The sequence below is a fragment of the uncultured Gemmiger sp. genome (assembly GCA_944388105.1).
GTDB lineage: Bacteria > Bacillota > Clostridia > Oscillospirales > Ruminococcaceae > Gemmiger.
This window is the reverse complement of record CALXHN010000002.1, coordinates 1-21,256: the sequence shown is the minus strand read 5'-3', so window position 1 is coordinate 21,256 and position 21,256 is coordinate 1. Positions and strand designations below refer to the sequence as shown.

The 21,256-nt window shown below is 61.7% G+C and carries 19 protein-coding genes; 2 read left to right on the top strand and 17 right to left on the bottom strand.

The window, feature by feature from the left end; translation table 11 throughout:
• Window positions 1-77: 77 nt before the first annotated feature.
• The 16 genes from Q0K17_RS00420 to Q0K17_RS00345 all read right to left on the bottom strand — a co-directional run bounded on the left by Q0K17_RS00420 (window position 78) and on the right by Q0K17_RS00345 (window position 18,593).
• Window positions 78-905, bottom strand: coding sequence for a PTS system mannose/fructose/sorbose family transporter subunit IID (locus Q0K17_RS00420; protein WP_366776578.1), 828 nt, complete (start codon window positions 903-905; stop codon window positions 78-80).
• A 2-nt stretch (window positions 906-907) separates the two neighbouring features.
• On the bottom strand, window positions 908-1,753 hold the full coding sequence (locus Q0K17_RS00415; RefSeq protein ID WP_294538462.1) for a PTS sugar transporter subunit IIC: 846 nt from the start codon (window positions 1,751-1,753) through the stop codon (window positions 908-910).
• 23 nt (window positions 1,754-1,776) lie between these two features.
• On the bottom strand, window positions 1,777-2,268 hold the full coding sequence (locus Q0K17_RS00410; RefSeq protein WP_204648031.1) for a PTS sugar transporter subunit IIB: 492 nt from the start codon (window positions 2,266-2,268) through the stop codon (window positions 1,777-1,779).
• A 43-nt stretch (window positions 2,269-2,311) separates the two neighbouring features.
• Window positions 2,312-2,737, bottom strand: a complete 426-nt coding sequence (locus Q0K17_RS00405) for a PTS sugar transporter subunit IIA (protein WP_294538459.1) — start codon at window positions 2,735-2,737, stop codon at window positions 2,312-2,314.
• A gap of 294 nt (window positions 2,738-3,031) precedes the next feature.
• A complete protein-coding gene (locus Q0K17_RS00400) occupies window positions 3,032-4,342 on the bottom strand; it encodes an extracellular solute-binding protein (protein ID WP_294538457.1) in 1,311 nt (436 codons plus the stop codon).
• Complete coding sequence (locus Q0K17_RS00395) at window positions 4,339-5,007, bottom strand: response regulator transcription factor (protein WP_294538455.1); 669 nt, start codon at window positions 5,005-5,007, stop codon at window positions 4,339-4,341. The genes Q0K17_RS00400 and Q0K17_RS00395 overlap by 4 nt, the downstream gene beginning before the upstream one ends.
• Window positions 5,004-6,329, bottom strand: coding sequence for a sensor histidine kinase (locus Q0K17_RS00390; protein ID WP_294538453.1), 1,326 nt, complete (start codon window positions 6,327-6,329; stop codon window positions 5,004-5,006). The genes Q0K17_RS00395 and Q0K17_RS00390 overlap by 4 nt, the downstream gene beginning before the upstream one ends.
• Entirely contained in the window at window positions 6,329-7,300 is a 972-nt protein-coding gene (locus Q0K17_RS00385) for a sugar ABC transporter substrate-binding protein (RefSeq protein ID WP_294538452.1), read from the bottom strand. Before Q0K17_RS00385 ends, Q0K17_RS00390 begins: the two co-directional genes overlap by 1 nt.
• Before the next feature lie 172 nt (window positions 7,301-7,472).
• Complete coding sequence (locus tag Q0K17_RS00380; protein WP_294538450.1) at window positions 7,473-8,186, bottom strand: YoaK family protein; 714 nt, start codon at window positions 8,184-8,186, stop codon at window positions 7,473-7,475.
• Between the two features lie 153 nt (window positions 8,187-8,339).
• On the bottom strand, window positions 8,340-9,617 hold the full coding sequence (locus tag Q0K17_RS00375) for a glycoside hydrolase family 125 protein (RefSeq protein ID WP_294538448.1): 1,278 nt from the start codon (window positions 9,615-9,617) through the stop codon (window positions 8,340-8,342).
• Between the two features lie 7 nt (window positions 9,618-9,624).
• A complete protein-coding gene (locus tag Q0K17_RS00370) occupies window positions 9,625-10,725 on the bottom strand; it encodes a GntR family transcriptional regulator (RefSeq protein ID WP_294538446.1) in 1,101 nt (366 codons plus the stop codon).
• Between the two features lie 27 nt (window positions 10,726-10,752).
• Complete coding sequence (locus Q0K17_RS00365) at window positions 10,753-12,627, bottom strand: beta-N-acetylhexosaminidase (protein ID WP_294538445.1); 1,875 nt, start codon at window positions 12,625-12,627, stop codon at window positions 10,753-10,755.
• Window positions 12,608-15,139, bottom strand: a complete 2,532-nt coding sequence (locus tag Q0K17_RS00360) for a glycoside hydrolase family 2 protein (RefSeq protein WP_294538443.1) — start codon at window positions 15,137-15,139, stop codon at window positions 12,608-12,610. The genes Q0K17_RS00365 and Q0K17_RS00360 overlap by 20 nt, the downstream gene beginning before the upstream one ends.
• A 67-nt stretch (window positions 15,140-15,206) precedes the next feature.
• The gene (locus tag Q0K17_RS00355; protein ID WP_294538440.1) at window positions 15,207-16,700 is read right to left on the bottom strand and encodes an extracellular solute-binding protein; all 1,494 of its coding nucleotides are present in this window, start codon (window positions 16,698-16,700) and stop codon (window positions 15,207-15,209) included.
• Window positions 16,701-16,785: 85 nt separating this feature from the next.
• Window positions 16,786-17,667 (bottom strand): carbohydrate ABC transporter permease, encoded by an 882-nt coding sequence (locus Q0K17_RS00350; RefSeq protein WP_294538438.1) that lies wholly within the window; start codon window positions 17,665-17,667, stop codon window positions 16,786-16,788.
• Entirely contained in the window at window positions 17,667-18,593 is a 927-nt protein-coding gene (locus Q0K17_RS00345) for an ABC transporter permease subunit (protein ID WP_294538436.1), read from the bottom strand. The genes Q0K17_RS00350 and Q0K17_RS00345 overlap by 1 nt, the downstream gene beginning before the upstream one ends.
• 365 nt (window positions 18,594-18,958) lie before the next feature.
• Here Q0K17_RS00345 and Q0K17_RS00340 point away from each other — a divergent pair, with 365 nt between their 5' ends.
• Window positions 18,959-19,462, top strand: coding sequence for an HD domain-containing protein (locus Q0K17_RS00340; protein ID WP_294538434.1), 504 nt, complete (start codon window positions 18,959-18,961; stop codon window positions 19,460-19,462).
• 78 nt (window positions 19,463-19,540) lie between these two features.
• On the opposite strand, the gene Q0K17_RS00335 is transcribed toward Q0K17_RS00340, so the two are convergent.
• Window positions 19,541-20,530 (bottom strand): Gfo/Idh/MocA family oxidoreductase, encoded by a 990-nt coding sequence (locus Q0K17_RS00335; protein ID WP_294538432.1) that lies wholly within the window; start codon window positions 20,528-20,530, stop codon window positions 19,541-19,543.
• 157 nt (window positions 20,531-20,687) lie between these two features.
• On the opposite strand from Q0K17_RS00335, the gene Q0K17_RS00330 reads away from it, so the two are divergent.
• Window positions 20,688-21,256: EFR1 family ferrodoxin (locus Q0K17_RS00330; RefSeq protein WP_294538430.1), on the top strand; the 569-nt coding region annotated here is incomplete at its 3' end.

Below are 21,256 nucleotides of genomic sequence, written 5' to 3'. Positions count from 1 at the left end.
GCGGCCGGCCGGATGACTCCTGACCGGCCGCCCCTTTTTGAGAGATGACGGGATGTCGTTTCAGAATGGATACGGGATCAGTAGCTCAGACCCGGATCGAAGAAGCCGACCAGAACGCCGACAAACGCGATGACGACCAGCAGAAGCATGACCACGATGGGGCTCATCTTCTTCTTGCTCATCAGCCACCAGCACAGCAGCACGAACAGGGCGGACAGGATGTGGGGATAGACGGTATCCAGGGTGCTCTGCAGGTCGACGATGGTCTCGCCGTTGCTGCCCACCATCTTGAAGGCGGTGCTGATGGAGACCCAGCTGGCGGTGACGCCGCCGATGACCATGGTACCGATCATGACGATGGCTTCACGGATGGCGTTGGCCTTGTCGCCCACCAGGAACTCCACGGCCTTGCCGCCCATCTCATAGCCCTTGAAGTAGAGCAGGCGCATGATGAGGAACATGCCGATGTTCCACACCAGGATGTAGAAGATGGCGCCCAGGGGAGAACCGCCGCCGGACAGGCTCAGGGCGATGCCCAGCAGGATGGGGATGACGGTGCCGACCACCAGGGAGTCGCCGATGCCGGCCAGGGGGCCCATCAGACCGGCGCGGATGCCGTTGATGGTCTCGCCGTCCACCGGCTCGCCGTTGGCGCGGGCTTCTTCCATGCCGGCGGTGATGCCGACGACGACCGAGCCGACCTGGGGTTCGGTGTTGAAGAAGGCGGTGTAGGTCTGCATCTTTTCGGTCTGTTCTTCGTTGGTCTCATACAGATCCTGCAGGATGGGCAGCATGGCCAGCATGTAACCGAAGGTCTGCATATGTTCCTGAGAGAAGCAGGTCAGATGGCCATAGAACCAGTTCAGGAACGACTTGTTCAATGCCTTTTTGGAAAGCTTTTTCATGGTCAGATATCCTCCTCGTCATCATCGTCCCCGGAGGCGGTGCCGACGGCCGCCGGACGCAGGGCAGCGCAGCTGATCTGGTACTTGATCAGGGCGAAGAAGCCGGCCACGATGGCGCAGCCGATCAGGTTCAGGCCCATGCAGCCGCACAGGGTAAAGCCAAAGAAGAAGGTCAGGAAGTCCTTCGGGCTGGTGACGACCTGCTTGAGCAGGATCGCAACACCGACGGCCGGCAGCAGAGAGCCGACAGTGAACAGGGTCTTCATGATGATGCCGTCCATGGGCAGGTAGCTCTGGATCAGCTGGACCATGTTGGAGCCGAAGTAGCAGATGATGAAGGTGGGGATGAAGGAGCACAGGATGTGGGAGATCCAGGGGAAGACCATATCCACCAGGTACAGGCTCTTCAGGTTGCCCTTTTCCACATTGCGCCAGCCGATGTGCTGCCACACCAGGTTGACGGTGGCGGTGCCGTAGAACAGCACGGTGCCCAGGGTGCCCACGGTGGAGGCCAGGGTCACGGCCATATCCTGGGCGGCGGAGGTGGCGGGGTCAAGCCCTGCAGCGCTGACATACAGCATGGCCAGAGGGATGCCGATGTAGGAGATGGCGCGCACGTCCGCAGAGACCGTGCCGCCGGGGGTGACCAGCGCGATGTAGACCAGCTGCACCGCAGCACCCAGGAAAATGCCCATGGGCACGTTGCCCAGGATCAGGCCAACGACCAGGCCGGCTACCAGCGGACGGCCCAGGGTATAGTTACCGAAGGTCGTGCCGCCCATGCCCGGCATGGACGACAGGCAGGCGCACAGGCCCAGCAATGCCGCCTGAAATACATTGATCGTCATGGAAATTCCTCCTCAAGAAATGATTATTTGTAGCCGAACTGGCCGCGGAACTTCTTCCAGTTGCCAATGGCTGCTTCCTTGATGAGAGCAAACTCGATGTCGTAGCCGGCGGCCATGAGCTTTTCAAAGGCAGCGGCCTCCTCCGGGGTGACACTCTGGTTGTTGCCCAGCTTGATGGCCCCGGGACGGTCGTTGCAGGGGCCGACGATAATGGTGTGGATGCCGGGGTCAAAGGGCTGGTCCAGCAGGACCTTGGCCATATCCACCGGGTTCTTGGTGATGAGGAAGTACTGGTCCTTGCTGGCGACCACCTTGTCCTTCTTCTTCTGCCAGGCATCCAGGGTCCAGACGAAGGTCTTCTTGTCGCAGGCGTTCTTGTAGGCGGCGGACAGGATGGAGTTGTTGGCGGCGGCGTCGTTGACGGCTACCAGACCGGTGCAGGGGTATTCCAGCGCCCAGCGGGTGCAGGTCTGGCCATGGATCATACGGTCGTCGATACGAATGAAGCTGATCATAACGGGATTTCCTCCTTCTTGCTTGTATACGGGTGTAAGGGGCTCAGATGTCGTCGTCCGCGTCGGAATCCACCGCGGCGGCAAAGGGGCGGATCTGTTCGGCGGCTTCGGCCTGGATGGCGGTGACCGCTTCGTCCAGGCCCATATCCTCGGCTTCGCAGGCCGAGATGGCCATGGGCAGGTTCATGCCGCCGATGGCCCGGACTTTGTCCAGACCCACCTTGGCATCCAGCTGCTCCATCAGGCCGGTGAGGGGGGAACCGCCCATGAGGTCGGCCAGGACCAGCACCTCATCGTCGGCGGTGACGGGGGCAATGACCTGCCGGATCTCCGCCTTGAAGTCATCCTGGGTCATGCCGTCGTGGAAGGGAATGTCCAGCACATCGTCGCGCTCCCCTTCCAGCATGTTGAGCGCCGTGTGCAGGCCCGGTGCGAACTCGCCGTGGGCCACCAGCAAAAGATACCGCATTACTCATCTCTCCTTTATTTTTTTGCCTTGCGGCGGCTTTCTTTTGTTGTCTTTATTGTAGAAAATCCGGGCCGTGATCACATCTGAAGTTTGTCACGACTTGGGCGTGACAAATGTCACGCTTTTTCCGATTTTTTCCGTGAAAGTGCCGGATTGACCGTATTCCGCTTTTGCTTTTTGTGCAGAATGCACACCCCAGGACCGTTCCCGGGCAGAAAAAGAAAGCCCCGGTTCCTTTTGCGGTACTCACAAAAGAAACCGGGGTGCGGTTTGTCTTCAGTTTTCGGGATGGGTTCAGCCCGTATTCTGCAGGTAGAGGTCGATCTCCCGCTGGGCGGCCGCCAGAGAGGTGGTCAGGGAGGCATTGTCCGCCAAGGCCCCGGAGACCGCGGTCTCCGCCATGGCAACGGCCTGTTCCCGGGCGGCAAACTGGGGCACCGTGGCGGCGGTGCGCATGATCTCGCCGATGGCGGCGCTGTTGAAGGTGCTGGTGCCCTGGGTCTCGGCAAAAATGCGGTTCAGCAGGGCGGTGTTCTCGGTCACGTCCCGCAGGGGCGAGATGCCCTGGGACTGCAGGAAGAGCTGTCCCTGGGTGACTTCGTCGGCACACAGGCTGCACAGCAGTTCCCAGGCAAGCTCGGTGTGGGAACTGCGGGCACTGATGCCCACCTGCACCGTATGCAGCTCACTGGTGTTGCCGCCCTCCGGGCCGGCGGGCATACGCAGGCAGTCCCACACAAAGCTGGAATATTTCTTGACCCGCCAGGGATAGGGCTGGTAGGCCCGATACTCACTGAACAGGAAGGGGCGGAAGGCCACATGGCCGGTGTCGAAGTCCTGAGCGGTGACGGTGTAGCCGGCGTCCAGGGCGTTCAGCCCCTGGACAAACTGGATGGCTGCCGTCACCCGGCTGTCGGACAGGTAACACTGCCTGCCATCCTCCGAAAAGAGGGTGCTGCCGTTGGCGTACAGCGCATTCTGCCAGGTATAGCCGTAGATGCCGTAATCCCGCTGGGTACTGTCCGGCTGGGCGGTGGCGATGGTCCGGCAGATGGTGTACAGATCATCCCAGGTCCAGTCATTTTCCGGCATGGGGATGCCGTATTCTTCCAGCAGCGTCCGGTTGACGAACATGACCATGGCCGCGCTCTCATAGGGCAGGGCCAGCTGGCTGCCCTCATACAGTCCCGCCTGCAGGCAGGCGTCATAGTAGATGCTGCGTTCCAGCCCGTTCTGGCCGTCGATCAGCCAGTCCAGCGGGGCCAGGGCCCCGGTCTCGGCCAGCAGGCCAAAGTCTTCCGGCAGCACAAAAAAGAGATCCGGCTCTTCCCCGGCCAGCAGTTTGCCGGACAGCCACTCACTGTATTCATCGGTGGGGATCCCGCTCTCATACTCCACCCGGACCCCCGGGTGGCTGGACTCAAACCGGGAGATGGCATCATCCAGCACCTGATAGCTGCTGCCGTTGGGGGTGCCCCAGTAGCTGCCCGAAAAGACACCCAGGTGCAGCACCGTGTCTTGCCGGGGGCGGCAGAGTACAGCTGTTATCCCGACTGCCGCCGCCACCGCCGCGGCCCCCAGCAGGACCGCCGTGCGCCGCTTCACGGGATGTCCCGGCGCCGCAGGCCGGTCTCCACCGCCCAGATGGCCAGCTGGGTGCGGTCACGCAGCCCCAGCTTGCCCAGCACGGTGCTGATGATATTGCGCACCGTGCCTTCCGACAGGCAAAGTTCGGCGGCGATCTCCTTGTTGGAAAGGCCGCGCCCCACCGACTGCACCACCGGGATCTCCCCTTTGGTCAGGCTGGCAGCCCGCTGGTCCTCCACGGGGATGCCCCCTTCGCCGTGGGCCATGCTGGAAAACAGCTGGATCATCTTGCTGGCGATATTGGGGTTGACCATGGCGCCGCCGCTGTGGGCCACCCGGATGGCCTCGGCCAGTTCGGTGATCCCGGCACCCTTGAGCAGGTAGCCGCTGGCACCGTTCTTCAGGGCCCCGAACACATACTCATCATCCGCAAAGGTGGTGAGCACGATGACCTTGGTGGCGGGGTATTTTTCCTTGATGGTGCGGGTGGCTTCCACCCCGTCCATCACCGGCATGCGGATGTCCATGAGCACCACGTCGGGGCGGTGTCTGGCCACGCTTTCCACCGCAGCGCCGCCGTCCCCCACCGTGTCCACCACTTCCATATCGGGGTTGACGTTGAGGACGATCTTCAGGCTCTGGCAGAACAATTCCTGATCGTCCGCGATCACCACACGGATCATATGTTTTCCTCCCCTTTCTGCCGCGGCTGCAGGCGGGCGGTCAGTTCAAAACCGCCGCCCTGCTCCGCCGGACGATTGCCATACCGCAGACTTCCGTGCAGCAGCTCCAGCCGCTCCCGCATATGCCGCAGTCCGAAGCCTTCCTTTTTGCCCGCCGGCATGCCGATGCCGTCGTCCCGGACCGTGATGGTCAGCTGATCCCCTTCCCGGTCCAGCCGCACTTCAATGTTGCGGGCCTGCCCGTGGCGCACCCCGTTGGTCAGGCTTTCCTGAATGACACGGTAGATGGCCTCCTCCTCATCGGGGGCAAAATCCAGTTCTCCCGCATTCTGCACATAGGTGACCCGGGCCGAGGTGGTCAGGCAGAACTTTTCGATGGTATTTTCCAGCGCCTCGGCAAAGTCGCTGTGTTCCAGGGCATCCGGCCGCAGGGCATTGATGGAGCGGCGCACGTCGTTGAGCCCCTCCCGGGCGGTCCGGTTTGCCAGCTGCAGCTGCTGTTTGGCCTGGTCGGGCGCCGCATCCATGAGCACCAGGCTGGCATCGGTGGTCATGATGATCCCGGTCAGGGTATGGCCCAGGGTGTCGTGGATCTCCCGGGCCAGCCGGTTGCGCTCCCGCAGTTCGGCCATATGTGCGGTCTTGTCGGCGTATTCCTGCAGCTGACGGTAGCTTTCCTGCAACTGGGCGTTCAGCTGCTGTACCCGGGTGTTTTCCGCCTTCTGGCCCAGGAAAAGCAGTACCAGAAAGACCACAAAGAGCAGCACATGCAGGGAGGTGAGCAGGCTTTCCACCCCGCTGAACCAGCTGTGGTATCCGTCGGTGTAGTACGAAAGGTACTGCCGCATGGGGATGCTGGGAAAGACCGCCGAGGCGATGTCATAATCCGACAGGGCATACAGCAGGGTGAGCACCGCAATGATGCACACCCGGCCATAGCGTTCCTGCACGGTGGAGACCAGGTCCGCCAGCACCATGAGGAACAGCGCCCGGTAATAGAAGTCCAGGGTGATGACCTCCGCCGCCGCCAGCAGGATCTCGGCGGCAAACACCGAGGCGCGCAGCGCCGGACGGTCCGCAGGCAGATGGTCCTTGCCCAGCATGAGCACCGCCAGGGGGATGAACACCCCCAGGGAAAGCACGGCCATCTGCCAGGGCGGGGCCGGAACCATGCCGGCCTGCGCCAGAAAGTCCCGGGCTTCAAACCCGGCTGCTACCCGCAGGGGGGTCAGGCCGCGGATGAGGGAGTAATACACCACCAGCACCAGATTGATGGCCAGCATCAACCCGCGCAGGGTGCGCAATGTCTTATCCTGCTTCATCACTGCCACCCGCCTGTTCCGTAATCAGCCACATTGTCCCGGGTGAGCAGGGTGACCGGCAGCACGATCTCCTTTTCCGGCGTGCCGCCGTCCAGGGCCAGATAGGCCTGTTCCACGGCGGTCTCAGCCATTTTGCCCAGCATCTGGGCGCTGGTGGCGGTCATCAGGCCGTCGGCCACCAGGACCTTGCCCTCCGGGGAACCGTCCACCCCGTACACCAGGAACCTGTCGCTGAGACCGGCGCCTTCAATGGCGGCCAGGGCGCCCAGGGCACTGGGATCGTTCAGGGCCATGACCACGTCCGCCTCCGGATGTTCGGCCAGCAGCTGCTCCATCACCGGCATGGCGTTTTCGATCTGGCCGTCGGAGGAGCCGGCCCCCACCACCGCAAAGCCTTCGTGTCCGGCAATGGTGTCCAGGAATCCCTGGATGCGGTCGGCGCCGGAGCGGGCGGTAATGTGTTCCAGCAGCAGAATGTTGGCGGAATCCCGCACGCTGAGCAGATGCTCGGCGCACTGCACCCCCGCCTGGTAATTGTCCGAAAGGATGGTGGAAGCCACCAGGCTGTCATCCTTCACCGGGGCGTCGATGACGATGACCGGCACCCCGGCCTGTGCCGCCATCTGCAGCCCGTCGCTTACCTTTTCCCAGTCCACCGGGTTGAGAAGGATGGCCGACACCCCCATGTCCAGCAGGTCGGCGATCTCCTGGTTCTGGCGGTCCTGGTCCATGACCCCGTCCCGGGTCAGGAGGCGGTCGCCCCGGGCTTCCACCGCCGCCTGCAGCCGTGCATCCAGTTCCTGGTAAAAGGGATTGTTCATGGTCATGTAGGTCGCACCGATCAGCCGCTGGCTTTCGATCTGGTCGGCGGAGTGGTCCCCCGGCAGCCACAGCAGCGGTATCAGGATCGCGGCCAGCATCCCCACCACCAGCAGCCCGCCGATGGCCGGAAGCATCTTCTCCACTTTCATCTGCCGTCCCCTTGTCTGCAGTTCCGGGCTCCGCCCGACTGCACCTTGCTATGTTTTATTATAGTACGCCGGACGGGAGATGCGCAAGGGCAGCCTTTGCCGGACCGGCCCGGAAACAGCCGAACCCATGAAAAAAAGGCAGGGAGAAGCTCCCTGCCTTTTGCTGCGGCCGTCAGTGGCCGGAAGGTTTCTGTTCCACCAGGGCCCGCTCGGTGGTCAGGTCCGCATGGAGGAGGGTGACAAAGATGACGCACAGGGGCAGCAGCGTGACCCAGATGGACCGCCCGCCCAGCAGGTTGCCGCAGACGGTGCCCACCACGGCGCCCGTGATGAAGAAGAAGAGCATCCCTGCATGGCGGCCCCATTTGCGGCGGTGGGACTTGTCCGGGTTATGCCGGTGACGCAGCTCGGTGGCCAGCCCCACCCCCACCTGCCGGATGTGGTTGGTGACAAAGGTGGTGGCCACCGCCACCCCTTCCGCCTGCCGGAAGGTATTGTACTGCATGGAGGCGATGAAGTTGATGACCACCTGGGAGATCTGCACCGGAGCGGAGTCGGGCACAAACCCCAACGCCAGCACCGCCAGCATCTCAATGAAGATGAGGATGGTGTCCCACCGGACCTTCAGCCGGTGTTTGAGTGGATTGGGCAGCAGTTCGGAGACGAAGGCTCCCAGGATATACGCCGAGATGGGCACCAGGTAATACAGGGCCTTGCCCCACTGGGCCGAACCCAGGGCCAGACCCATGAGCACCACGTTGCCGGTCTGGGCGTTGCAGAAGATGCCCCCGCGCAGCAGATAGGTATAAGCCCCCCAGAACCCCGCCACACAGATCAGGGTAAAGTAGACCCAGTTTTTTTCACAGGTCAGAAAATGTTTTTGCATATCGTTCTTTTTTGCCACAGGAAGCCTCTTTTCCACAACACATGTCAGGTGATTTCCATTATAGCACGTTTTCCCGTTCTGCCAAGGGGCGCACGGGGACAGAACAAAAGCCGGTGACGGCAGCGTCACCGGCCTGGTTTTCTGGCAGGATGTTCAATCCAGCATTCCGCTCTCCCGGATGCGGATCAGCAGTTCGGCAAAGAGGCTGTTGGCCCAGGCAAACCAGGAACGGGTATAGCGGGCGGGATCGTCCACATGCACCGACTCGTGCATGTAGCCGGTGCCGGCGTGGCTGGCCAGCAGCAGTTCCAGGCAGGAACGGATCTCCGCCGGGTCCCGGCTGGTCAGCGCCTGCATGGTGATGCCGATGGGCCACACATAATTTTGCGGGGTGTGCGGACTGCCCACGCCCCGCAGGACCCGGCCCCGGAAATAACAGGGATTTTCCTCCGAAAGGATAAAGGCGCGGGTGTTGCGGTACACCTCATCTTCCGGTGTGGTGCAGCCCAGATAGGGCAGGGAGAGAAGGCTGGGACAGTTGGCGTCGTCCATGAGCAGAGAATGGCCCAGGCCGTCCGTCTCATAGGCATACATGCGCCCGAACCGGGGGTGGTCCACCAGACCGTACCGGCGCACACCGGCTTCGATCTGACCGGCGAGGTCTGCGCAGCGGGAAGCGGAGGGCTCGTCCCCGTACACCGCCCGCAGCATCTCCGCCCCGAATTCCAGGGCTTTGACGGCCATGAGCTGGGCGGGGATCAGATACCCGTACACGCAGCGGTCATCCGAAGGCCGGAACCCCGACCAGGTCATGCCGGTGTACGCCACCGGATTGCCCCGGCCGGCACAGGGCAGCGTATCGGTCTCCACACAGCCGGTGCGCTCAAAGGAATAGGCGGAATTTTCGTGATGCTGTTCGCAGGCAAAGACTTCCCGGATACGCAGGATCATGCGGCGGATGTCCCCATCAAAAATTCCGGTGCGGCCGGTGGTCTTCCAGTACAGGTGCAGCAGATACAGCGGTGCACACAGGGAGTCCACCTCGTATTTGCGCTCCCACACCTGGGGATGGTGCTCGGTGCGGTCCCGGGCAAAACAGCGGCCGTTGGGCGTTTCATTGAAGGCGTTGGCATAGGCATCCACCAGCACCATGCGGGCCTGACGGCGCAGGACCCCCTCCACGATCTGCCGCAGATCCGGGTCCTGCCCCGCATACCGCACATAATGGGAGATCTGGGAGGTGGAATCCCGCAGCCACATGGCCGGGATATCCCCGGTGATGACGAAATAATCATCCCCGGTGTGCTTGACGGTGGTCTCGATGGTGTTCAGGAAGCACCGCCGGACCAGCGGCGCCGCTTCCGGCAGCCGGCTGAGATAGTATTGTTCCAGTTCCGTGGCTTTTTGTTGCAGGATTTCGGGTATTTTCATGCCCGTGTTACCCCCAGTTTCGTTCGTTTCGTCGGATAATGCGATAGGGAGCCAGCACAGCCATGGGACGGTCCTGCCCCCGGATGGTTTTGAGCAGAAGTTCCATGCTGGCACGGCCGATTTCCCGTTCTCCCTGCGCCACATGGGTGAATTCCGCTTCGCCCAGGAACACTTCCGGCCCGTCGAAACAGGCGATCATATCCTCGCGGTAGCGCCCCGCCTTTTCCAGGCAGTATTTCAGAATCCGCGCCAGATTGTATTCACTGGCCATGAAGGCCTCCGTTTCGGGATGGCTGCGCAGGTATTCCTCCACAATGGCAATATCCTGTTTGCCGTATTCCTCGCCGGTGCTTTCCGGCAGGGTGGAGCGGAGATTGGTGATCCAGAGAGATTCATCGGCAATGAGGCCGTAATCGTTGAAAGCCAGCTGAAAGCCGGTCTGGCGATCCAGCAGGGTGATGGTCTCGTGGGCTTCGGGCCGCACAAAGGCGATGCGGCGGAACCCCTGTTCCAGCAGCCCGCGGGTCAGTTCCCGGGCAGCGCTGACGTTGTCGGTGCCCACAAAGGGGACGGAAAGCCCCTTGAGCTGCCGGTCGATGGTCACCACCGGGAATTTGTCAATGACCAGCTGCAGGATGCGCTCGTTGTAGTTTTCATTATGTACGCACATGATGATCAGACCGCGGACACCCAGGGCCACCAGGTCTTCGATGGCTTTGGTCTCCCGTTCCAGGCTGCCGCCGGAACAGCGCAGCACCAGGCTGTAGCCTTCCTCCTCGCACACCGACTGAATGCTGTGCAGGATATGGTAGGCAAAGCTGGGGCTGAAGCCGTCCAGGATCAGGCCGATGAGCGGGCATGGCCCCGCCGAAGCCCCCGGCAGGGCCGCCGTATGGGCGGCCACAAAGGAGCCCTTTCCCGGCATGCGCACAATGCGCCCGCTTTCCGCCAGCAGATTCATGGCCTTTTTGGCTGTGATCCGGCTGACATGGTAGATTCCTTCCAGTTCCTTTTCAGAGGGCAGTTTTTCCCCGGGAGGATACACCCCGGTATCAATCTGGGTCAAAATCGTGTCGTGAATCTGTTCATATAGCGGAACCTGTTTCATACAGATACGCCCCCTGTCGGATTTGGTTCAGTGGCTGCCTGCGGTGACGATGCTGCGCCATGGCGGAGAGACCACCGCTTTTTCCCTGCATTGGCTGCCGTAGAAAGGCAGCGGCGGTTCTTCCAGTTCTTCCAGGCGCGTCACCTTGCCCCGGGTGAAGGATTGGAGACGGCGGGCGGCAAAGGTCAGCCGCTCTTTCAGGCCGCCCAGCTGCAGCTGGAGTACATCCAGACCGAAGATCTTGTTTTCCCGCAGCCACTGTTCCTCCACCGCGGCCAGCAGGTCTTCCACCTGGGGCAGCAGGGCCTGGATCTTTTCCCGGCATTGCAGCAGGGCCCGGATATCCCGGCGGGCGTAGGCGTCCCGGATCTCCAGACCCAGGGTGCACTTGTCCGCCAGCAGCGTGTCCAGCACGCGCTGGGTCTCAAAGAGATACTGCCAGCGGCGGGGCGCCCGGTCCCGGCATTCCGCCATCCGGCGGGCACAGGCCTGCAGATAGGCCGGCTGGGCCGCGTCGGCATGGGCGTCGAACAGGCCGCCCAGCAGGTCCTGGTACAGCAGCGCCCGGACGGGGTTCACCCCGCACCGTCCCGGGGCCGGATTGTCCGGCATGACGGCGGCATCCCCCAGGTGCAGGAAATCCCGGTACGAACCGCCGGTGCAGGTACGGAAGCGCCGCTCCAGCCAGGATTCGTCCTCGTTATCATCAGTATAGCACAATTCCGCCCACTGTTGAAAGGCCGGCAGCACCGCATACACCGGGCATTCGTCCCCGTTGTCGCCCCAGGCGGTGACAAGGACCTGCCGGACACCGTTTTTGCGGCAGCTGCGGTGGGCCACCGGTGCCACCGCGCGGCTGTACCAGGCGTTGGGGCAGGGACCTTCCCATTTCCAGGCGCCGCCCGCAAAGGCCAGACGGTCACAGATCTTCTGGTGGCTGGCAAACATGCGGTCGTACTTTTCCTCTTCCAGGGTATAGTAATCCCAGTACACCAGGGTCACATCCCCGCCCACCAGGTCCCGGACCGCGGGGTCGATGTCCAGTTCCCCATCGGTATAATATTCCCCATGGGTGGCCAGACGGAAAAACATATCCGACCACATCATGGGTTCATATCCGAACTCGTGGGCGATGTCCACCACCCGGCGGTAGTGGCGCAGCATGATCTGCATGCGGTCCCGGTACCCGAACCGGTCCAGGTATTGCCCCAGACCCAGCATATGGGCCTCGTCCATGCCGATGTTGATGCGGCGGCTGCGCAGGCTGCCGGCCATCTGGGCGAACATGCGCCGGATCAGGTCGTAGGTCCGGGGTTCGTCCGCCAGCAGAATGTTGCCCAGGTCCCGCACGTCCTCGTACTCTTTCCAGCGCAGCACGCAGTCCAGATGGGCCAGCGTCTGGATGCAGGGCACCAGTTCCACCCCGAAATCCGCCGCATAGGCATCCATATCAGCCAGTTCTTCCCGGGTATAGGCCCCCCGCTGGTACCCGAAATAGGGCTGCCCGTCGATCCGGTAGGTATCTTCGGTGTACAGCTGCAGGGAGGTATATCCCATCAGGACCAGCAGGCGGGTCAGGTCCTTCACCGCTTCGGGGGTGAGCACCCCGTTGCGGGAGCAGTCCAGCATGGCACACAGTTCCCGGTACGCGGGGGTCTCGGTGCGGTCAAATCCGGCACCACAAGCGGCTTCGGCGCACAGGATGCCCAGCTGCCGCCAGATCTGTACCCGGTGGGCATACCGCAGCACCCCTTCCCCCGCCTGCAGGGCACAGCCCGGGGAGGCCGCCCTGCACAGACGCAGGGGCATGCCGTCCTCGGCCCGTTCCAGCCCCAGGAGCGGGGCCAGCTCATCCAGACAGCGCAGATCCCGGGCATTCCAGTCAATGGGATGGATTTTCATGGCAGTTCCTTTCCGGCGCAAAGCCAAAACAGACCGGGTCCCCGTTGGCGGCCCGCACCCGCACCCGCATCCAGGCGGGAGGTGCTTCACTCAGCCGGATATGCACCCGGCGGGAATCATTCTTTTCCAGGCAGAAGGCATTGTCGGAGTAATATACATCCGCATCCAGAATCTCCACCATGACATCCTGGGCAAAGGCATCCGTCCGGATGGACAGCTCGTACTCCCGCTGGCTCAGGCAGCGCAGTTCCGCCTGCAGCGTGGCCCTGGGCAGGCAGACCCGGTCCCAGGTCCCGATCTCGGTAAGATGGAACAGGTTGCACAGCCGGCTCTCGCCCCCATCAAACTCCGCCGCCGCATAGCAGCGGAAGGGCGGCGCCGAAGCCAGCACCCGGGCCGGGAAGCACCCCAGCACAGCGGCACTGTCCGCCGGCAGGCAGGCGGGCTGGTGGCAGCTCCACAGCAGGCGGCCGTCGTAGTCCATCAGCCGTAGCGTCAGCTCCCCGGTCAGGTCCTGCTCCGTCTCGGAACAGCCGTACACGCACAGGCTTCCGTCGGCTTCCTCCCGGAAAGCCAGGATCCGGTCTTCGTAGGCACGGCGGGCATAGTAATAGGCCATCTTGGGCAGGCCGTAGAAGTCCAGCGAGGACATGAGGGAGGGAAACAGCATATCTTCCCGGTTGGGCGCCACGGGGTCGTTGAACTTCCAGTACAGGGACCCTCCGCAGTGCCACTTGAGGGACCGCAGATACTCGATCCAGTATTTCAGTCCCTGGGCGTGGGTGAACTGGGAATAGTAGAGGATGGGGTCCTTCTCCCCTGCCTCCCCCAGGCGGGCCAGCCAGTCCAGCTGGGCCAGCCAGGGGTTGCGCACCAGGTCCAGCGCCCCCCGCCGGAAATTGAACCGGGAGTAGGAGGGTTCGGACGGCAGGCTGCTGAACCCGTACTCGCTGAGGAAGCGGGGTTTGTATTCCAGGATCTTTTTGTAGTAGTATTCATCCCCCTGTTTGAAGCGGGTCAGATACAGGTGCATGTCTCCCTGCCGGTCGGAGTTGGGGTCATCGCCCCCCTCCTCTTCCGGGAAGGGACTGCAGGGCGAACTGACCAGGAAGGGCCGGGAGGAATCGTTTTCCAGCACGGCCCGCCGCACGGCTTCCCGGTTGACCCGGTTGGTGGGGAATTCGGGCAGCTTGTCGTACCAGCGGTAGGCCTCATCCAGCTCGTTGTCCGCCGACCAGATCACGATGCAGGTGCGGTTGTAGCAGTGGTCCACCACCTCGGCCACCTCTTCATACACCTGCTGCAGGAAGCAGTCGTCCTGGGGGAAAATGCCGCAGGCCAGCATCATGTCCTGAAAGAGCATGATCCCGTTTTCATCGCACAGGTCCAGGAAATGTTCCGACTCATAAATACCGCCGCCCCAGACCCGCAGCATGGACAGGTTGGAGTCCAGGACCCGGGCAAAGGCGCGGTCGTAGTCCCGGTCGGTAATCTCGGCATACACGCAGTTCAGCGGCACCCAGTTGGCGCCCCGGATGAACAGGCGCCGGCCGTTGATGCGGAACACAAATCCCCGTCCGCCCTCGTCCCGGTCCTGCAGCAGTTCGGCGGTGCGTACCCCGAACCGGAAACGGCGCTCCTCCCACAGGGTACTCCCCTGCCGCAGGGTGACCCGCACATCATACAGGAAAGGTTCCCCGTAAGGCCGGGGCCACCACAGGCGGGGCTCCGGCAGCACAAAATCCAGCCCGGATGTGCGGGCACCGGCAATGCGCCCGCTGTATACCGGTTTTCCTTCCGCCGTCAGTTCCAGTTCCGCCTGGCAGTCCTCCGGCGCCCGGGCATCGCACTCGAACCGGAGGCAGGCCTGCCCCTCGCTCAGGGACAGGGTGGTCAGGCGGGTCTTGGTCAGGCAGGGGGTGTCCCGGCTTTCCAGGCAAACGGATTTCCACAGGCCCGTGGTCAGGCAGTGCCCGCAGAAATCCCAGCCCCAGTTCATCTGGGACTTGCGGATCAGCATCCGGGTGGTGTCCTCCTGGGGATAGATCCCCTCCCGGCTGATGCCGGCGGTGCAGTTCACCGGGGAAAGGACCTGCACCACCAGGCGGTTCTCCTGCCCGATGCGCAGGGCTGCGCCGGCATCAAAGGCGTAGCGGCGGAACATATTGCGGCACACACCCAGCAGCCGGCCGTTGAGAAAGACACGGGCGACGGTATCCACCCCTTCCAGGCACAGCGCACAGGCACGGCCGCGCCAGCTTTCGTCCACCGTGAAACTGCGGTAATATACCCAGTCCTTCTCATCGATCCAGCGTTCCTTGTCCAGATCCTTGCCGTAGTAATGTCCGTCGATATACCCGTACCGGCGCAGCGCCGTGCGCACGTCCTCCGGCACCTGGGTGTCGATCCAGCCGTCGGGGAAAAAGTCCGGGCGCATCACATCCTGGATTTGGAAGGTCTCGTGGTCAAAATAGTTGAGCTTGTAGCTCCCGTCAAGACACAGGCGGTCCATAGGCTTCCTCCGGAATGCGCCCCAGTCCGGCCGCAGCCGGACTGGGGCGGTTCTCATTCAAACGATCTTATTTGCCCAGATAGGCATCCAGCTGCTTCTGGTATTCCTCAATGACCTTGTCGATGCCGGCGGCCTTCATCCGGGCCAGGGCATTCTCGTAGCCTTCCTCATAGGAGACCAGACCCAGTTTGATGGGGTAGATGCTCTGCTCCACCTCCGCCTGACAGGCGGCGTACTCATCGGCCACATTGGCGGGGTCAAAGACAAAGTTGAGGGCCACGCTGTTGACGGCGTCGGGCTTTTCGATGCCCATGATCTCGATGAACTTGTCGTAGGTGCCTTCCTGATACCGCACATAGTCCAGGTTGCCGATCATCCAGTCGGCGTTGAACTCAAAGGCGGGATCGTTCTTGGTGTACAGGCCGTTGCCCGCATCGTTCCAGGTCAGGCCTTCCACGCCGTAGACCATCAGGTCATAGTTTTCCTGGCTGGAATACATCCAGTCCATGAATTTCACCGCGGCTTCGGGATGTTCGGAGGTGGCGGAGACGGCGGTGTCGTTGCGGAAAGAGCTGGAACGGAACTGGGGCGCCTCCTGATTCAGGTAGATCGTATCCAGCTGCACGCCTGGGATGCGCTCTTTCCAGACCTGCTCGGTATCCCACAGCTGGCACTGGTCCACCCAGATGAAATCGCCGGTGAGCATGGTGTTCCAGCTGGACCATCCGGCGGAGAGCACGTCCTCGGGCACATAGCCGCCCTGGTACAGTTTGTGGAAGAAATCCGCGCACTGACGGAATTCATCGGTCTCCATCCAGTTTTTCACGTTGCCTTGCTGGTCAATGAAGATCAGGTCCTTCTGCACCGTGAAGGGATAGGTGTCCAGGGTGCGGAAGAGATAGGTAAAGGGTTCCTTGTACAGAGGGATGACCACCGGCTTGTTGGGGCCGTCCCAGTTTTTGGTGAACACTTCACACATGTTCAGCAGGTCATCCATGGTCTGGGGGTCTTCCAGGCCGAACTCTTCCAGCTTTTCCCGGCGGATGGTGATGCAGTTGTTCTGGTCGGCCTGCTCGCACCAGTTGGCGGGGATGGTGTAGATCTCCCCGTTGATGGTGGCGGCATCCCACATATAGTCGGGGATGACACGCTTCAGGTTTTCGGACTGATTCACATACTGGGTGATGGGCATGATGCCTTCACTGGCCACAAAAGAAGTGAAGGGCTTCTGGTCTTCCATGACGCACAGCAGGTCAAAGGCTTCCCCTGTGGAAAGCATCAGGCTGACCTTGTCCTGGAACACATCCGAGGGGATGTACATGATTTCCAGCTGCAGGCCGGTGCCGTCGGCGTCCAGCTTGTCGTTGATGGCCTGTACCAGCTCGGCATTGTGGTCCACCTCGGTGCCGGGGCGCAGGTAGGTGACAACGGTCTTTTCCCCCGACGCGGCAGCCGCGGCGGCGTTTTCGGTGGTGGCATTGCTGCTGCCCGACTGGCCGCAGCCTCCGAGCATCGCCGTGCACAGTCCGGCGGTCAGCACCATAGCAATGGCTTTTTTCATGGATAAGCTCCTCCTTGAAGATGATCGGTTGCGCCCCGTTCAGGGTCACGGGGCCGGGTCTGCGCGGCGCGCAGCAGGGAAAGAATCAGCCTTTCACACCTCCTATCACAAGACCTTTCACGATATATCGCTGCAAAAACGGATACAGAAGGATCAGCGGCCCGATGGTGACCACCGCGGTGGCCATCTGCAGGGATTCGGTGGGCGGGAAGCCGCCGCCGATGCCGCCGCCCTGCAGATTGCGCATGAAGTTCAAATCGGATTTCAGTTTCATCAGGTAATACTGGATGGTGTACATATTGGAATTGGACACCAGCATGATGGAGTTCCACCAGTCGTTCCAGTAGGCGATGCCGTAAAACAGCCCCACCGTGGCCAGAATGGGTTTGCACAGCGGGAAATAGATGCGGAAGGCGATCTGCCCGTCGTTGGCACCGTCCAGCTTGGCCGATTCCATCAGGGAGAGGGGGATCTCCCGCATGTAGTTGCGTACCAGGAAGAGGTTGAAGGGGCTGAACACCAGGTTGGGGATCAGCAGGGCGAAGTAGTTTTCGGTCAGGCCCACCTTGGTGCAGATCATGTACCAGGGCACCATGCCGCCGTTGAACACCATGGTGACAAAGAAATACATGGCGATGCCGTTGCGGTATCTGACCGAGGGGTTCACCAGGGAATAGGACGCCATGGAGGTGACGATGACCGCCAGCACGGTGCCCACCGCCGTGATCCCCACCGAGTTGAGGTAGCAGCGGGCAACTTCGGCGCCGTTTTCAAACAGGGTCCTGTAGGCATCCAGGCTCAGTTCCGCCGGGAAGAAGGAATACCCGTTGCGGACGATGGCCTGCTCGGAGGTGAAGGAGACAATGACCATCAGCAGCAGGGGCAGCAGGCAGAAGGCCGCCGCCAGGGTGGTAAACAGATAGAGCAGCACCTTGCCGAAGGTGACTTTTCTGGCCGCGACGCCCATCAGAACAACGCTCCTTCCTCAAATTTCTTCTTGGCAATGTAGTTTGTGCCCCACACGCAGAGAAAGCCCATGATGGCCTGGAACAGCCCGATGGCCATGGCCTGGGAGGGATTGCCGGTGGAGCGCAGAAGCCGGAACACATAGGTGTCGATCACGTCGGTGGCGTTGTACAGAACACCGTTGTCCCCCACCAGGGCGTAGATCATGCCGAAGTCCCCGTAAAACACCTTGCCGATGGACAGGATGCCCAGCATGATGACGGTGGGCATCAGCATGGGAAGGGTGATCTTCCAGCACATCTGCCATCGGGTGGCACCGCTGACCGCCGCCGCGTCATACAGCTCATCGTCAAAGCCCACCAGGGTGGCCAGATAGATGACCATGTTCATTCCCAGGTCCTTCCACACCTTGGCCACCACCAGGATGGCGGTCCAGTACCCGGGGGCGTTGTAGAAGTTGATGGCAGTGCCGCCGAAGAATTCGATGACCCGGTTCAGCAGACCGTACTTGCTGCCGATGATGCCGTACAGGATATAGTTGACGATGACCCAGGACAGGAAATAGGGCAGCAGGTAGGTGGACTGGGCCACCTTTTTGAAATACCGGCAGCGGATCTCGTTGATCATGATGGCCAGGGCCACCGCCGCCAGGATGGTGAAAAAGATGAACAGCAGATTCAGCTTGAGGGTGTTGCCGATGATCCGCCACGCGTCCTGGGAACCGAAGAAGAAGCGGAAGTTGTCCACCCCCACCCAATCACTGCCGAAGATGCCTTTCCGGTAACTGAATTTCTGGAAGGCGATGACCATGTACGGGATGGTGCAGTATCCGAAGATAAAGGTGTACAGCGCCGCCGGGATCAGCATGGCATAGGCTGCCTTGTTTCTTCGGATGTCGGTGAATATGGTGTACCTGTTCGTTTTCATTTTCCTCGACCGCCTTTAACATATCATATATATCATTTGCGGATCATTCCTTCTTTTCAGGGAAGTCATTTTCCGGCCGGACGCCATGGTTTTCTGGAACATTCGGGGCGTTTATTTGAAATATCGACTATTTTCTGTCACCAGAGTACCATTGATTTTGTGCAATTTCAAGCCTTATACCCAATATTTCTTATTTTATACTCTTTATATCATTTCCTCGTTTTTCCCTCTTTGCGGCAGGCAAGGGCCGCCGGGGCAATACTGGGAATTCCTTTTGCTCCGGTCCGGGGTTTTGAACTTTCGGCCAGTTTGCGCTATCATAGGGGTACGGGAGAAACTGTCTCCCGCCGGAAAGGAGCTCAGCCATGGACACCACACAACTGATCGATACATTGACCCGCAAAATGCTGGCCTTCAACGCGGCAGACGCCAAGCGCATCCAGCACCTGATGAAGGTACACCGCTTTGCCCAGCTCATCGGCCGCATGGAAGGGCTGGACGACCACACCCAGATGGTGCTGGAATGTGCCGCCCTGGTGCACGATATCGGCATCCGCCCTGCGGAAGCCAAATACGGCAGCTGCACCGGAAAGCTGCAGGAGCAGGAAGGCCCCGCCTACGCCCGTCCCATGCTGGAAGAGCTGGGGCTTGCAGCCCCCGACATCGACCGCATCTGCTATCTGGTGGGCCACCATCACACCTACACCGGCATTGACGGCCCGGACTATCAGATCCTGGTAGAGGCGGATTTTCTGGTCAACCTGTACGAGGACGGCGTGGGTGAGGAGGGCATCCGTCATGCCAGGGATACCATCTTCCGCACCAGGGCCGGACGGGACCTGTGCGCCGAGATCTACGGGGTGAAGTGACCCGCCTTTTCCCGGACGCCAAAACAAAACAGCCCCCGCCGGACGGATTCCCGTCCGGCGGGGGCTGTTCTTGCAAGGTCAGCCGATCTCTTCGCAGGGGTAGCGGATGCCCATCTGGGCCCGCAGATGGTCCATCTGCTCCATCATGTGGATGGTCTCGGCATGGGGCATGGAGGGGCATTCGGTCAGGCCCTTTCGGATACAGTCCACCGTTTCCAGCACTTCATACTCATAGCCGGTGAGCTGGGCAGGGCAGTCCAGGCTGTGGATCAGCCGGTTCTCGGCGTCATAGACCCGCAGGCCCTGGGGATTGTTGATGTTTTCCACCATCATGTATCCCTTGGTACCGTAGATCACGCCGTACCGGTCGGACACCGAATTGGCGGCAGCGGTCAGGTTGGCCACCCGGCCATCCTGCCAGGTCAGGGTGATGCTGTCGGTCAGGTCCACCCCGTTCTCATTTTTGGTGCACAGCCCATGAAGGGAATCGGGCCGGCCGAACACCATCTCGGCGAAGTTCAGGGTGTAGACCCCCACATCCAGCAGAGCGCCGCCGGCCAGTTCCGGCACCACGATCCGGTGATTGCCGGTGATGAAATATCCCAGGTTGGCCGTGAGCAGCCGGGGTTCGCCGATGAGTCCGGCGTCCAGGGTCTCCCGGATCAGGCGGCGCACGGGCTGATAGCGGGTCCAGATGGCCTCGGTCACCAGCACGCCCTTGCTCCGGGCATACCGGATGGCGTCCTCCGCCTGACGGGCGCTGACGGTGAAGGCCTTTTCGCACAGAATGTGCTTGCCGTGGTCGGCACAGAGCTTGATATGTCCATAATGGTGAGAGTGCGGCGTGGCAATGTACACCAGATCCAGCGCCGGGTCGGACAGCATCTCCTCATAGCTGCCGAACGCCTTCTGCACCCCGTTGGCGTCGGCAAACGTCCGGGCGCGGGACAGGTCCCGGGCCCCCACGGCATACAGTTCCACCTCCGGGTGGCCGTTCTGATTGAGCATGCGGACGGTCCTGGCCATGACGCCGGCGATCTGTCCGGCCCCCAGAATTCCCAGTTTCATTGCGGGTTCCTCCTTGTTGCGGTCCTTGTGTTCCGGTCTGCTCCCAGTATACCACGGGGCGGACAAAACGGGCAACCTCCGCCCCTTGACGCGCCCGCTGTCCCGATATACAATGAAGCCGTTCCCGGGACGGGAACTTCTGACGGGAGGGAAAACTATGATCGTCTATTTTACCGGCACCGGCAACAGCCGCTACTGTGCCGAGTTTCTGGCGGACAGGCTGGGGGATGTGTGCACCGATGCGTTCCGCTTTATCCGGGAGGGCATTGCCGCCGACTTCACCTCGGACAAGCCCTGGGTCTTTGTGTCCCCCACCTATGCCTGGCAGCTGCCCCGCCTTTTTGTCCGGTTTATCCGCAGCGGTGAGTTCCGCGGCAGCCGGGACGCCTATTTTGTCATGACCTGCGGCAGTGAGGCGGGCAGCCCCGAACCGGCCAACCGGCTTCTGTGCCGTGACAAGGGACTGGTGTACCGGGGCACTGCGGCCATCGTCATGCCGGAAAACTACATTGCCATGTTCGGCGCCCCCGAGCCGGAGGAAGCCCGCTCCATCATCCGGGCGGCACACCCGGCCCTGGAAGCGGCCGCCGCACACATCCGGGCCGGCCAGGACTTCCCCACCCTGCCGGCAGGTGCGTTGGACCGGCTGAAATCCGGGCTCATCAACAAGGCCTTCTACCGGTTCCAGATCAAGGCCAAGCCTTTCACCGTCTCCGATGCCTGTGT